Consider the following 12,952-nt stretch of genomic DNA (forward strand, 5'->3'; position numbering starts at 1 on the left):
TGGCCCATAATCGCGGCCGCTAGCTGTCGAGCGTGATGCCCAGACTGGCTAGCCGCGACAGGTCCTCAGGACGGTCCACATCCCAAAGCTCACTGAGCAACTGCAGGCCCCAGCCCAGTTGCTCGACCCGCTGACGCGTCAGCGCCAGCACCTGATCGGTCCCCCAAGGCAGGTGGCTGAATAGCGTGGGATCGATCTGACGCAGGCCCAGCAACACATAGCCACCATCCTCAGCCGGACCGATCACCACTGGCTGCAGGTGCAACGCCTCTCGAGCGGCTTGCAGGTAGGCACCATCCAATGCGGGGCAATCGTTGCCAATCAGCACCACCGCATCGCTTGCGACCAGCCCCAGGGTGGCGATGCGCCGCATACGTTCCCCCAGGTCACCGGCTGGCTGCTCCACCAAGGTCCAGCCATGTCGTTCGGCCTGCTCCTCCAGCTCCGGATCAGGCAAGTCATCCAACCAGACGAAGCGTTGGCTGAAACCGGTAGCCGGTAATGCCAGGGCGCGGGCCAAGAGACGACGCTGCATATCGCAGGCACCCTCCTCGCCCAAAGCCGGAATCAACCGCGTCTTGACCCGCCCGGGAATTGGCGAACGAGCCAGCATGTGCAGGGAAATCGACAGAGTCATGAGGAGGATCCTCCGCTGTAGCGGCGCGCCAGTTCTGCTGGATCGGCACCGCAGTAGTAGGCGAGCCGCAAGCGCCACATGAGCCAGACAGTACGCCAGATGCCATGGCGCTCCCAGCGTCGACTGGAGGTCAACAGCGGCGGACGCAGGCAGCGAGGACGAGCCTTGAGTTTGAGCCGGCGGCACAGCTCGATATCTTCCATCAGGGGCAGATTCGCATAACCACCCAGCGCCTCGAATACCCGCCGCGCGACGAAGATACCCTGATCGCCCGTGGCGATACCAGTGACACGCGAGCGCAGGCTGATCATGCCCCCGATCAGGCGCAGCGCCAATCCACGCCCGGATAGACGGACATCGAAACGCCCCCACAGCGGCGCCTGATCCAGCACCGCCAGCAGACGGCGCAGGGCAGGCTCACCGACGCGGGTGTCGGCGTGAACAAACCACAAGTATTCGCCTTGCGCCTGGGCAGCGCCGGCATTCATTTGCCGAGCACGGCCGCTACCTGCCTGCAATACGTGATCAGCCTGCAGCAGGGCCAGTTCAACCGTAGCGTCACCACTGCCGCCATCCACCACAATCAGCTCGGCCCCCGCCTGCCGCAGAGGCGCGAGGTCAGCCAACAGCAGCGGCAAGGCCTGAGCTTCATTGAGCGCAGGGATAACCACGCTCAAGCGCATGCTCATGCCGCAGGTGCCTTCTCATCCGGTGCTGCGGGCTCGTCACTGGCGGGCAGTGGGTCGACCATCTGTTCTTGCACCACTTGCTCGTCGACTCGCGGATCGAGCGCGGCCACCAATGGCGAGCTGGTCATGTTCACCGGCATGGCGATGTGATGCAGCGGCGCGTCATCGACCTGGTGCAAATGGGTCACATTGGCCGGCCGCACACGCCATACCAAAATCAACCCGCAGACACAGGCGAAGGCATACAGCATGTTCGCACCCAGCAGGCGCATGAGCACGCCTGCCAGCAACGGACCGATACTTGCGCCCACCCCGAAGGTGACCAGCAAGGTCGCCGTCAGCGATACACGTCGATCACCCTCGACATGGTCATTGGCAAAGGCCACAGCCAAGGGATAGAGACTGAACATCAGCAAACTGACCAGAAAACCGCCACCGACCAACACTTCCAGCGGCGCCACCGGCATCAGCGCCAGCGGCAATGCAGCAATCGCCAGCAGTGCCGCGCAGCCACGGATCAACCAGACCCGATCATAGCGATCAGACAGCCAACCCAGCGGCCACTGGCCAACCAGCCCTGCCAGAATGCAACAGCCCATAAACAGACCAACCTGCTCGGTCGTCAGCCCCATACGCGTGGCGTACAACGGTGCCAGGCCATAGAACGAACCAATCAACAGACCAGCCACGACAATGGTGGTCAGCGACAAAGGCACCCGCTTGATAAAAAAGCGCAACTCCATCGGTGCTGGATGCAGAGGCGCCGGGTGCAGGCGCCGCGTCAGCGCGACAGGCACCAGGCACAAGGCAAAACACAGGGCAACCAGCATCAGCAGCTCAAGTCCCAGGGTCGGATGGATCACCAGCACCAACTGGCCAAGAATCAGGCCCAGGTAAGACGCCCCCATGTAACCGGCGAAGACCTTGCCACGCTGGCGGGACTCAGCCTGCTCGTTGAGCCAGCTTTCGATGACCATGTACTGACTCATCATGCCCAGACCAACCAGCATGCGCAGAAACAGCCAGCCCGGTAACCACTCGGTCAAACCGTGCCCAAGCACCGCCGCAGTCACCACGCCAGCGCAGGCAACATAAGCGCGGATATGCCCCACTCGGGCAATCAGCCGGTGTCCGACCTTGCCACCCAACACCAGACCCAGATAGTTGGCGGCCATCAAGGCACCCACCCACAAGCCATCGACCGTATCCGCCAGACGCAGTGCCAGGTAGGTACTCAACAGCCCGGACCCTAGCAACATCAGCAGAGTGGCAACATACAGCGAACTAAAGGATTTCCAGATCATGCGCATGGGATAGCGGAGGGCTCCTTGAAATAAAAGAGGCCGCCTTGCGCGAGCATGGCGGCCCTTGACCTAATTGAGATGAAACAGGCGGGCAGTCTGACCTCGCATCGCGTACTTGTCGCCCCTTGTGTGCGACAACCCAGACCCGTTTATGGTCACGTTGCAGCCTCAGTCTGCACTGCGAGCACTACAAGAGAATGACCTCACCGGCACATCATTGGGCGTCAGAGCATTGCTGGTGACCTAGCATTCGAGGAGTCCGACACCTAACAGTTCCAATACCCCTATCAGGCCCTTACTCACTCAGCGCAGCAGGCAAGTTACAGGGTAGCTGCAGTCCTCGGGTACTTCGAGCCTGTACGGCAGCAGGCCAGTTGTCTGTCTGGCGCTACGCCAGGCCGGGTGTGGAGTACCCACGAATTTGCCCCATGCACACAAACCAACCGAGTATCCAAAATTCCAAGTAAAGGGCGATCAACCGCCGCTCGATGACATATCCCGACACATCAATCAATTTAATCGATAGTTAGAATCGAGAAACCCAGTGTCATCGCAATATGGAATCAACCTGAAAAACCAGCCAAACCCCTTATCTAAAGCGGCTCAAGCCACTATCGACAGCATCGATTATTACCATTATCTATCAGAACTTCTTCATCGAATTTTCATGAGTAACATGGGCCCCGTACTCACTAATCGCCCCCACGAGGAGCCCGAGATGAAAAAGCAAATTCTGACCAGCCTGATCCTGGCCACCCTGTCCGCAAGTGCCCTGTCCTTCTCCCTGACTGCAGCAGCAGAAGACGGCTTCGATCGCACCAACATCAACCGTGTTGCTGAAGATGGCTACGACCGCACCAACATCAACCGCGTTGCTGAAGACGGCTACGACCGCACCAACATCAATCGCGTTGCTGAAGACGGCTACGACCGCACCAACATCAATCGCGTTGCTGAAGACGGCTACGACCGCACCAACATCAATCGCGTTGCTGAAGACGGCTACGAGCGCACCAATATCAACCGCGTTGCTGAAGATGGCTACGAGCGCACCAACATCAATCGCGTTGCTGAAGACGGCTACGAGCGCACCAACATCAATCGCGTTGCTGAAGACGGCTACGAGCGCACCAACATCAATCGTGTTGCTGAAGATGGCTACGACCGTACCAACATCAACCGTGTTGCTGAAGATGGCGCTGACCGTGTAGGTGCTAACCGCACCAGCTAAGGGTTTGCACACGGCAGTAAAAAAACAGGCGCCCGTTGAGGCGCCTTTTTCGTGCCTGGAATTCAGCGACCGCCCGCTTCCAACTCGGCGATGCGCGCCTCGAGCGCAGCAAGGCGTGCATCCAGAGCTGCGAAGCGCTCATCATCCACGGCTGGCACGGCAACGCGCTCAGGCTGCGCCGCACGAGCCTCAAGCAGCGCCTGCAGCTCGGCCGGATCACCCAGGGCATGGGTGTAACGATCCTCACGCTGACCGGCCTGGCGTCCCAGGTGTTGCGCAAGACCGCGACTGATAAGGCGTTCAAGGCTATGCTGAACAGCATCCAGGTCTTCGAACTCATGCAGCCTGGCGCTGCGGCTGAGCAGCTCACTGAGCGTCTGCGGGCCGCGTAACAGCAGCAGGCCGACCAGTACGACCTGCCCGGCAACCAACTCCAACGTCTTGTCTGCGCGCTGTTCCCAGCGATCCGCGCGGCTGCCCATCATCAAGCGCGCCAGGCCGCGCCCTTCGAGGCTGCGCAAGGCCTGGCCAACCGCCCCAGGCGCTAGGCTCATCAGCGGTTCGCGGCTGGTTTTCTGGTTACAGGCCAGTACCAGAGCGTTGAGGGTCAAGGGATAGACCTCTGGCGTGGCGAACTGCTTTTCGATCAAGCAGCCCAGCACCCGTCCCTCGATGGCCGACAGGGGAGATTCGCTGAATACACTGGCAGGGAGATCGGACATGGGTATTTCCTGATAGTAAGAACGCGTCTGCCATTCTGGCCCACAACTGGCTCGCTGTGCAGCCGAAGCTCTGTGACGCCACGCCCCATGCTCCACCTGCTGCCATGTGCTAGAGTCGCGCGCTGTTTTTGCCGGGCCAAGCCACTGCGCCATACCCGGCCTCGCTGCACCGCCAGCCCAGTCGTCGTTTACGACCCGCAATCCGGGCCACGTTACCGTGCAAATCACCCAGAATGATTTCACGGGCACCGGTTGCCGGGCTATTTCGCACACCTGCCGAGACACCTGTCATGCCCACTATTGCACGCCCGCTGATTGATCTACTCAACCGCACCAGCCTGGTTCTGCAGATCCTTATCGGCTTGCTCGCCGGTATCGCCCTGGCACTGTTTCTCCCAGCTGCCGCACAGTCCGTCGCCTTCCTCGGCACGGTATTCGTGTCGGCGCTCAAGGCCGTGGCGCCGATCCTGGTATTCGTGCTGGTCGCCGCCTCCATTGCCAACCACCAACGCGGCGAACAGAGCCATATCCGCCCGATTCTGATGCTGTACCTGCTGGGCACCTTCAGTGCTGCGCTGGTCGCAGTAATTGCCAGTCACCTCTTCCCCTCCAGCCTCACGCTGGCGAGTAACAGCGCCGCACTATCGCCCCCTGGCGGTATCGCCGACGTGCTCAAGACCCTGTTGCTGAATATCGTCGACAACCCAGTCAACGCCCTGCTGACCGGCAACTTCATCGGCATTCTGGCCTGGGCCATCGGCCTGGGTATCGCCCTGCGCCATGCCAGTGACGGCACCCGGCAGATGCTTGGCGACCTGTCGCAGGCGGTGACCTCGATCGTCAAGCTGGTGATTCGCCTGGCCCCCCTGGGTATCTTCGGCCTGGTCGCCGCGACCCTGGCCGAATCCGGCATGGGCGCCCTGCTCGACTACGCCCACCTGCTCGCCGTACTGGTCGGCTGCATGCTGTTCGTCGCATTGGTCGTCAACCCGCTGATCGTGTTCAGCAAGCTGCGCCGCAACCCGTATCCGCTGGTGTTTATGTGCCTGCGCGAGAGCGGCCTGACCGCCTTCTTCACGCGCAGCTCGGCGGCCAATATCCCGGTCAACCTGCAGCTGTGCCAGCGCCTGGGCCTGCACAAGGAAACCTATTCGGTCTCCATCCCGCTGGGGGCCACCATCAACATGGCCGGCGCCGCCATCACCATCACCGTGCTGACCCTGGCCGCTGTCGAAACTCTGGGTATCGCCGTGGACCTGCCCACCGCCCTGCTGCTCAGCCTGCTGGCCTCGATCAGCGCCTGCGGTGCATCCGGCGTGGCCGGTGGCTCGCTGCTGTTGATTCCACTGGCGTGCAGCCTGTTCGGCATCCCTAATGAAGTGGCCATGCAGGTAGTCGCAGTCGGCTTTATCATCGGCATCGTCCAGGACTCGGCAGAAACCGCCCTGAACTCCTCCACCGACGTGCTCTTCACAGCGGCCGTCTGCCTGGACGAGGCGCGTACACAAAACGACTGAGGTCATACGCAAAACGAAAAAAGGCTTACGCAGTGCGTAAGCCTTTTTTGGTTATGCCGTAGCTGGGAGCTGGCCTGTGTAGGAGCGAATTTATTCGCGATTGGGTCGCGAACATCGCGAATAAATTCGCTCCTACAGAGTGTTCAACAGTTAGCTCAGACATAACCTTTATGTGTGGTGTCCCCTGCTGGAGTCGAACCAGCATCTAGCCCTTAGGAGGGGCTTGTTCTATCCATTGAACTAAGGAGACAAAGGGCAGGACGCGCTTCGGCGTCAGCCGGGCGGCATGTTACCCAGCCGCGCTGGATTTGTCATGCCATCGCCCCTTCGATCCGTTGGCAGTTGCCAGGGCAGCGCCAGGCTGTTATCTGTATATAAAACCAGTACTCGACCCCGCTATGCACCCGACGCTCGACCCGGCCTTTTATTACCTCACCAACTTCCACAAGGTCCTTGCCTGGCTCACCGGCCACCATGCCGACCTGCTGGCGGCTGACGAGCAGGCGTTCGTGGCGGCCTTCCAGACCCAGCCCGTAGTGTCCCAGGCATTGCTGGTGCGCCTGATCATGCGCAAAGGGCCACACTTTCGCCTGAGCAAGCTGCAGTATCCGGAGATTGGCTGTTGCGCCGCCGCGGCCGAGCCACTGATCGCCGCCGGCTGGCTGAGCACCCAGGCACCCCTCGAGATCGAAACGCTGTGCAAGCTGCTGCGTAAAGAGGAGCTGCTGAGCACTTTTGCCGAGCAACTCGACAGCCCGCGCGCCAGCAAATCACAGGCGCAGGCCCTGCTGGTCGAGCAATACCCTGAATCGCGTTCGTTTTCTAACTGGTGCCCAGGCATCGACGAGCAGTTACTGAGCCTGACCATCGAGGCGCTGTGTGAGCGCCTGCGCCTGATGTTCTTTGGCAACCTGCGCCAGGACTGGAGCGAATTTATCCTCGCCGACCTCGGCATCCTGCGCTACGAGCCGGTCGAGTTGACCGCCGGCACCCGCGCCCTGGTCTGCCGCCAGGACCTGGACGACTACCTGTACCTGCAGCGTTGCCGGGAAGCGTTCGAGGCCGGTCAGCCGCTCGATACGCTGCTGGATGCCATCTTCGCGTGCCAAACGAACAGCACCTACGTGCTCCAGCGCCGTGCCAAACTGCTGTTTCGCGTGGGCCAGCAACTCGAGCGCGAGGCACGCCTGGAGGCGGCGCTGGCGGTGTACCAGGCCTGTGGTTATGCCGCAGCACGCCCGCGCCAGGTGCGGGTACTCGAACGTGCCGGGCACTACCATGACGCCTATAACTTGGCCTGTGCGCTGCTGGCAGAGCCTCATAACGAAGCCGAGGTGCAGGCGCTGCAGCCGGCCATCACCCGCCTGCAACGCCAACTTGGCCTGACCAGCGCCGCTCGGCGGCGGCGCGAAGCCAGCAGCCGTATCGACCTCAGCCTGCCCTACGCTGAAAACCAGCGGGTGGAGTACGCCGTGCGCGCCCACCTGAATGAGCCCCACGCGCCGGTGTATTACGTGGAAAACAGCCTGATCTGCAGCCTGTTCGGCCTGCTCTGCTGGCCGGCGATCTTCGCGCCGCTGCCCGGAGCGTTTTTTCACCCCTTCCAGAGCGGCCCGGCCGATTTGCTCAATAGCGACTTCTACAGCCGCCGCGCGGACTTGTTCGACAACTGCCTGGCCTTGCTCGACAGCGATGTCTACCAAGCCCGCATCCGCCAGACCTACGCCGAAAAATTCGCCATCCAATCGCCTTTCGTCTACTGGGGCGCGCTCAGCGAAACTTTGCTCGACCAAGCCCTGACCTGCTTACCGGCGGCGCACCTGCGCGCCTGGTTTCGCCGCCTGCTGAGCGATATCGCGGCCAACCGATGCGGCATGCCCGACCTGATCCAGTTCTACCCGGCGCAACACCGCTATCGGATGATCGAGGTCAAGGGGCCAGGCGACCGCCTGCAAGACAACCAGCGGCGCTGGTTGGCCTTCTGTGCCGAACACGGCATGCCGGTCGACGTCTGTTACGTGCAATGGGCCGAGTGCGCCAAGCAGGCCGAGGCGTGAGTTACCAGGTTGCAGTGCGCGCGCTGTGCGAGTTCACCGCCAAAGTCGGCGATCTCGACCTGCGCTTTACCCCTTCGCCAACCGCCCAGGAGGGCATGGCCGGGCACGCCATCGTGGTTGCCCGGCGCGGCCCCGAGTACCTTGCTGAGGTGCCCCTGAGCGGCGAATACCGTAGCTTGCGTGTACGCGGTCGGGCTGATGGCTATGACCCCCAGGCCAATCTGCTGGAGGAGATCAAAACCCACCGGGGCGACATCAGCCGCATTCCCGACAACCACCGCCAGTTGCACTGGGCTCAGGCCAAGGTCTACGGCTGGCTGCTGTGCAACGAACTGCAGCTGACGGAAATCGACCTGGCGGTGGTCTACTTCAATGTGCTGAGCCAGAAGGAAAGCGTGTTTCACGAGCACCACCAGGCCCAGGACCTGCAGCGGTTCTTCAACCAATTGTGCGAGCGCTTTATCGTCTGGGCCGAGCAGGAAGTCGCCCACCGCCAGGTCCGCGACCAGGCCCTGGCTGCCCTGACCTTCCCTCACGCACAGTTCCGCCTGGGCCAGCGACAACTGGCCGAGGCGGTGTACCGCGCAGCCCGTGACGGCCATAGCCTGATGGCCCAGGCCACCACCGGCATCGGTAAAACCCTGGGTACGCTGTTCCCGCAGCTCAAGGCCTTTGCCGAACAGGGCTTGGACCGTCTGTTCTTCCTCACTGCCAAAACCCCTGGCCGGCGCCTGGCCCTGGAGGCGCTGCAGACCTTGCGCCGCAGCGCCGGGGAAGCACAGCCGGTGCGCATCCTTGAACACGTCGCCCGCGACAAAGCCTGCGAGCACCCGGACAAAGCCTGCCATGGCGAATCCTGCCCGTTGGCCAAGGGTTTCTATGATCGCCTGCCCGCGGCGCGCCAGGCCGCCCTCGACCGCCAGTGGCTGGACCAGCAGGCAGTGCGCGAGACCGCCCTGGCCCATCAGGTCTGCCCCTATTACCTGAGTCAGGAGCTAAGCCGCTGGGCCGATGTGGTGGTCTGCGACTACAACTATTATTTCGACCTCAATGCCCTGCTCTACAGCCTCACCCAGATCAACGAGTGGCGCGTTACGGTACTGGTCGATGAGGCCCACAACCTGGTTGAGCGGGCGCGCAGCATGTACACCGCCGAACTGAGCCAGGCCAGCTTCGGCGCCTTACGCCGCATTGCACCGGGCGGACTGAAAGGCGTGCTGGAGCGAGTCAACCGCCACTGGAACCAGCTACATGCCGACCAGCAACTGCCCTACCAGGTCTACCCGGCGGCGCCGGATCTATTTCTTATGGCGCTGCAAAAAGCCGTCAGCGCTATCACTGACCACCTGACCGACCAGCCCACCGGCAACCACGGAGAACTGCTGCGCTTCTACCTCGACGCCATGCTGTTCTGCCGCCTGGCCGAAGCCTTCGGCCCGCACTCGCTGTTCGATATCAGCCGGCATGACAGCGAACAGGGCCGTCCGCTCTCGACCCTGTGCATACGCAACCTGGTGCCGGCGCCGTTTCTCGCCCCGCGCTTCGAGGCGGCCCACAGCACCACGCTGTTTTCCGCCACCCTGAGCCCGGCGCGCTACTACGCCGATCTGCTCGGCTTGCCGGCAGGTACGCCCTGGCTGGACGTGCAGTCGCCATTCAGCGCCGAGCAACTGCAGGTGCAAGCGGTGCGCAACCTGTCCACCCGCTACGCGCACCGCGAGCAGTCGCTGGGACCAATCGCCAGCCTGATGGCCCGCCAGTACAGCGAGCAGCCTGGCAACTACCTGGCGTTTTTCAGCAGCTACACCTACCTGGAGCAAGTGCTGGCGGTGTTTCGCGCGCGTAATCCGGGGGTGCCGGTCTGGGTGCAGTCGCGGCAGATGGATGAAAGCCAGCGCCAGCAGTTTCTCGAGCAATTCGTCCGCGGAGGTCGTGGCATCGGCTTTGCCGTGCTCGGCGGTGCTTTTGGGGAGGGTATCGACCTGCCGGGAGACCGCCTGATCGGCGCTTTTATCGCAACCCTCGGCTTGCCGCAGATCAACCCGATCAACCAGCAGGTGCGCGAACGCATGCAGACCATGTTCGGCAGCGGCTACGACTACACCTACCTGTATCCGGGTTTACAGAAAGTGGTACAGGCGGCCGGACGGGTCATCCGCACCCTGGATGACCGCGGCGTGGTCTACCTGATGGACGACCGTTTTACCCTGCCCGACGTGCAACGCCTGCTGCCGAGCTGGTGGACGGTGGATAGCTGCAACCTGCCGGCCGAGCCACCCGAACAACGCGCCACGAAAGTGCTCAGCGCGTTGCCGGGGCAGTTGTTCTAGTGACGCATCACAGGTCATCTGTCGCTCTCTGTAGGAGCGAATTTATTCGCGATAATCCTTGAAAGCGCCGACAGCATCGCCGCCCGGCCCTCCCACAGGCCTGGAGCTCACCGATGGGTTAGGCGTGACGAGGCACTAGACCGGTTTCGAGGCGTGCATCGAAGGCCGCTGGGCAAACCCCTCGTAGAACGCCGCCAGGTTCGGACGGCCTTCACGCCAGGCCAGGTCGGCAAAGCGAAAATCCAGATAACCCAGGGCGCAAGCGACGCCGATCTGGGCGATATCCAGCGGCCCGTGCAAGCGCGCATGCTGCTGCTCCAGATGGTCCAGTGCGCGCTCGATCTTGCTCAGTTGCCCCTCCAGCCAGGCAGGCCATTGCAGCTCGGCGGGTCGTGCGCTGCCTTCGTAGCGCGCCAGCAAGGCCGCGTCCATCAGCCCATCCGCCAAGGCTGCCAGCTGCAATACCGGCCAGCGCTTGGACGGCTCCAGCGGTAACAGACGCTCACCGTGGTGCAGGTTGTCCAGGTATTCGCAGATCACCCGGCTGTCGTACAGCGCACCGGCGTCGCTGGTCAGCAGCACGGGGATCTTGGTCAGCGGGTTGGCCTGGCTGACCTCGGGGTTATCACGCGTTGGCAGCACGCTGCTATCGATCAGCACGATGGCATCGAGCAAACCCAGCTCGCTGGCCATGACGCGGACCTTGCGGGCAAAGGGGGAAGCGGCGGCATAGAGCAGTTGCATGGAGATCTCCAGGGTGGGCAAACGCGCTCAACGAGTCGGGCGCAGGGAATCGGCCATGGCCAGGGCGACGTTCAGCACCTGCCGGCCTAGCAGCGCAGCGCGGGCGCCGTTCCAGCCGGTCGCAGGTTCGGGGGCGTCGTCATGGTCCTTGAACGGCATTTCGAGGGTGAAGGCCAGGCAATCATGGGCCTGACCCACGGCATTGCAGGCCAGCGTCAGGTTGGCTTGCCCTGGCGCGCTGATCGGGTAGCCATGGCGCGTCTGATAAGCCGCGCCGCTGGCCAGCAGGCGCTGCTTGAAGTCTGCATCCAAGGCGGCCAGGCGCGGGCTGTAGCCGGGGTTGCCTTCGCAACCGGCGGTGAATACCTGGGGGATGGCTTCATCACCATGAATGTCGAGAAACAGATCAACGCCATGGGCCAGCATCTGCTGCTGGACGAACCACACCTCTGGCGTTTGCGCCTCGCTGGCCGACTGCCAGGCGCGGTTCAGGTCGTGACCGGCGGCATTGGTGCGCAGATGGCCGTGGTAGGCGCCATCGGGGTTCATGTTCGGCACCAGGTAGAGGTTGGCCTGTTGCAGCAGCGCGGCCAACTCCTCATCCGGCGCAGCGACAGCCTCGATCAGCCCTTCCATAAACCACTCAGCCATATGCTCGCCGGGATGCTGCTGGGCGATGATCCACAGATTGCGGGTGGCCTGGGGATTACGCTGTACACGCAGCAGTTCGATGGCGCGCCCTTCCAGGCTGCGGCCGACGGCCAGGCACTCGATGCCGGCCGCTTGAGCACGGCCGATCAGCCTGTCATGGCGCGCCCGGCTATAGGGCTCGAAATAGGCAAACCACACCTGCGCCTGCTGCACCTGCAGGCTAAAGCGCAGGGCGCCGTCCTCGAAGCGGCTGGGCACGCGAAACCAGGTCTGCTGATCGTAGGAGGCTACGGCGTGGTAACCCTCCCAGGCATGCGGATAGGACGACTGCGCGGCATTGTCCAGACTAAAGCCGTAGGTCTGTCCCGGCGTCAGGTCCTGCACCTGGAAATGAAACCACTGAAAATGCCCGCTGCGGCTGTCGGGGCGAATAGCCAGGCGAACGTGGCCAGGATCACGGGCGTCAAGCACCTCGATATTGCCACTGTCGAAATCTGCATTGATCTTCATGGAGTACCATCTGGGCCACTGAAACGAGTCGCCGAGCATCGCAGGTTTGCCCCTGCTCCCGCCAGCCATCCACGGATGCCATTTGCAGCACGAAGGCAACTCCCTGACACTGTCGCTCTGCACGTATGCCCTATAAGGAGACCGCAATGCCGTCCGAACATTCCCTGCAACACCTGCACGCCCGCGCTGCCCTGCTGGCCGACCCACAGGCCCAGGACTGCACCTTATACCGCCCCGACGAGCAGGACCCCGAAGCCGAGGAAGTCGACCTGGGCGATGCCAAGGTTGTGTTCACCGGGACATTCGAGCCGCCCCAGGACTGGGACGCACCAACCCGTGAGGCCTATTACGACGACCTCGACCCCGCACTGTTCGTGATCGCCTATGTCGAGAGTGAAGCCGCGCCGGGCAACCGCGGCTACTTCGAGCCGGCCGAGGGCGATTACCTGGCCGCACAGCCCGGCCTGGGCGAGGTGGTGATGTACTACGTCAGCGAATGCGAGCGGGACGAGCGCGGCCTGCGCTGCGTGCTGATCCGCGACGAGGAAGAGCTGGACTGA

The 12,952-nt window shown here is 62.6% G+C and carries 11 protein-coding genes and 1 tRNA gene; 5 read left to right on the forward strand and 7 right to left on the reverse strand.

Annotated elements, in window-relative coordinates; translation table 11 throughout:
* Nucleotides 1-19: 19 nt before the first annotated feature.
* Genes BMW49_RS03545 through BMW49_RS03555 form a run of 3 tightly spaced genes read right to left on the reverse strand, consistent with a single transcriptional unit; the run spans nt 20 to nt 2,636 of the window.
* Nucleotides 20-637, reverse strand: coding sequence for a TIGR04282 family arsenosugar biosynthesis glycosyltransferase (locus tag BMW49_RS03545; protein WP_069515922.1), 618 nt, complete (start codon nt 635-637; stop codon nt 20-22).
* Nucleotides 634-1,326: a TIGR04283 family arsenosugar biosynthesis glycosyltransferase gene (locus tag BMW49_RS03550; protein ID WP_069515923.1), complete on the reverse strand. Its 693-nt coding sequence runs from the start codon at nt 1,324-1,326 to the stop codon at nt 634-636. Before BMW49_RS03550 ends, BMW49_RS03545 begins: the two co-directional genes overlap by 4 nt.
* Nucleotides 1,323-2,636, reverse strand: coding sequence for an MFS transporter (locus tag BMW49_RS03555; RefSeq protein WP_069515924.1), 1,314 nt, complete (start codon nt 2,634-2,636; stop codon nt 1,323-1,325). Before BMW49_RS03555 ends, BMW49_RS03550 begins: the two co-directional genes overlap by 4 nt.
* Before the next feature lie 538 nt (nt 2,637-3,174).
* On the opposite strand from BMW49_RS03555, the gene BMW49_RS03560 reads away from it, so the two are divergent.
* Nucleotides 3,175-3,861 carry a phage infection protein gene (locus BMW49_RS03560; RefSeq protein ID WP_279627076.1) on the forward strand — a complete coding sequence of 229 codons (687 nt, stop codon included), beginning with the start codon at nt 3,175-3,177 and terminating at the stop codon, nt 3,859-3,861.
* A 62-nt stretch (nt 3,862-3,923) separates the two neighbouring features.
* Here BMW49_RS03560 and BMW49_RS03565 read toward each other — a convergent pair whose 3' ends face one another.
* On the reverse strand, nt 3,924-4,583 hold the full coding sequence (locus BMW49_RS03565; RefSeq protein ID WP_069515926.1) for a YceH family protein: 660 nt from the start codon (nt 4,581-4,583) through the stop codon (nt 3,924-3,926).
* A gap of 290 nt (nt 4,584-4,873) precedes the next feature.
* On the opposite strand from BMW49_RS03565, the gene sstT reads away from it, so the two are divergent.
* Complete coding sequence (gene sstT / locus BMW49_RS03570) at nt 4,874-6,100, forward strand: serine/threonine transporter SstT (RefSeq protein ID WP_069515927.1); 1,227 nt, start codon at nt 4,874-4,876, stop codon at nt 6,098-6,100.
* Nucleotides 6,101-6,275: 175 nt separating this feature from the next.
* On the opposite strand, the gene BMW49_RS03575 is transcribed toward sstT, so the two are convergent.
* Nucleotides 6,276-6,350: transfer RNA gene (locus tag BMW49_RS03575), tRNA-Arg, on the reverse strand.
* Nucleotides 6,351-6,498: 148 nt separating this feature from the next.
* On the opposite strand from BMW49_RS03575, the gene BMW49_RS03580 reads away from it, so the two are divergent.
* Together BMW49_RS03580 and BMW49_RS03585 are read left to right on the forward strand one after the other, a co-directional pair.
* Entirely contained in the window at nt 6,499-8,157 is a 1,659-nt protein-coding gene (locus BMW49_RS03580) for a VRR-NUC domain-containing protein (protein WP_069515928.1), read from the forward strand.
* Complete coding sequence (locus tag BMW49_RS03585; protein ID WP_069515929.1) at nt 8,154-10,487, forward strand: ATP-dependent DNA helicase; 2,334 nt, start codon at nt 8,154-8,156, stop codon at nt 10,485-10,487. Before BMW49_RS03580 ends, BMW49_RS03585 begins: the two co-directional genes overlap by 4 nt.
* A 135-nt stretch (nt 10,488-10,622) precedes the next feature.
* Here the strand turns inward: BMW49_RS03585 and BMW49_RS03590 are convergent, their stop codons facing one another.
* The gene (locus BMW49_RS03590; protein ID WP_069515930.1) at nt 10,623-11,231 is read right to left on the reverse strand and encodes a glutathione S-transferase family protein; all 609 of its coding nucleotides are present in this window, start codon (nt 11,229-11,231) and stop codon (nt 10,623-10,625) included.
* A gap of 27 nt (nt 11,232-11,258) precedes the next feature.
* Nucleotides 11,259-12,392 (reverse strand): M14 family metallopeptidase, encoded by a 1,134-nt coding sequence (locus tag BMW49_RS03595; RefSeq protein WP_069515931.1) that lies wholly within the window; start codon nt 12,390-12,392, stop codon nt 11,259-11,261.
* A 146-nt stretch (nt 12,393-12,538) separates the two neighbouring features.
* Between BMW49_RS03595 and BMW49_RS03600 the strand changes: the two genes are divergently transcribed.
* Nucleotides 12,539-12,952 carry a hypothetical protein gene (locus tag BMW49_RS03600; RefSeq protein ID WP_069515932.1) on the forward strand — a complete coding sequence of 138 codons (414 nt, stop codon included), beginning with the start codon at nt 12,539-12,541 and terminating at the stop codon, nt 12,950-12,952.

Origin of the sequence: Pseudomonas cuatrocienegasensis (genome assembly GCF_900110925.1) — a bacterium.
Lineage (GTDB): Bacteria > Pseudomonadota > Gammaproteobacteria > Pseudomonadales > Pseudomonadaceae > Aquipseudomonas > Aquipseudomonas cuatrocienegasensis.

Excerpts from the sequence above, each read along its gene's own strand:
- BMW49_RS03555 (WP_069515924.1), bottom strand. The coding sequence starts at position 2,636 with ATGCGCATGATCTGGAAATCCTTTAGTTCGCTGTATGTTGCCACTCTG.
- BMW49_RS03550 (WP_069515923.1), bottom strand. The coding sequence starts at position 1,326 with ATGAGCATGCGCTTGAGCGTGGTTATCCCTGCGCTCAATGAAGCTCAG.
- BMW49_RS03595 (WP_069515931.1), bottom strand. The coding sequence starts at position 12,392 with ATGAAGATCAATGCAGATTTCGACAGTGGCAATATCGAGGTGCTTGAC.
- BMW49_RS03580 (WP_069515928.1), top strand. The coding sequence starts at position 6,499 with ATGCACCCGACGCTCGACCCGGCCTTTTATTACCTCACCAACTTCCAC.
- BMW49_RS03600 (WP_069515932.1), top strand. The coding sequence starts at position 12,539 with ATGCCGTCCGAACATTCCCTGCAACACCTGCACGCCCGCGCTGCCCTG.
- BMW49_RS03590 (WP_069515930.1), bottom strand. The coding sequence starts at position 11,231 with ATGCAACTGCTCTATGCCGCCGCTTCCCCCTTTGCCCGCAAGGTCCGC.
- BMW49_RS03545 (WP_069515922.1), bottom strand. The coding sequence starts at position 637 with ATGACTCTGTCGATTTCCCTGCACATGCTGGCTCGTTCGCCAATTCCC.
- sstT (WP_069515927.1), top strand. The coding sequence starts at position 4,874 with ATGCCCACTATTGCACGCCCGCTGATTGATCTACTCAACCGCACCAGC.
- BMW49_RS03565 (WP_069515926.1), bottom strand. The coding sequence starts at position 4,583 with ATGTCCGATCTCCCTGCCAGTGTATTCAGCGAATCTCCCCTGTCGGCC.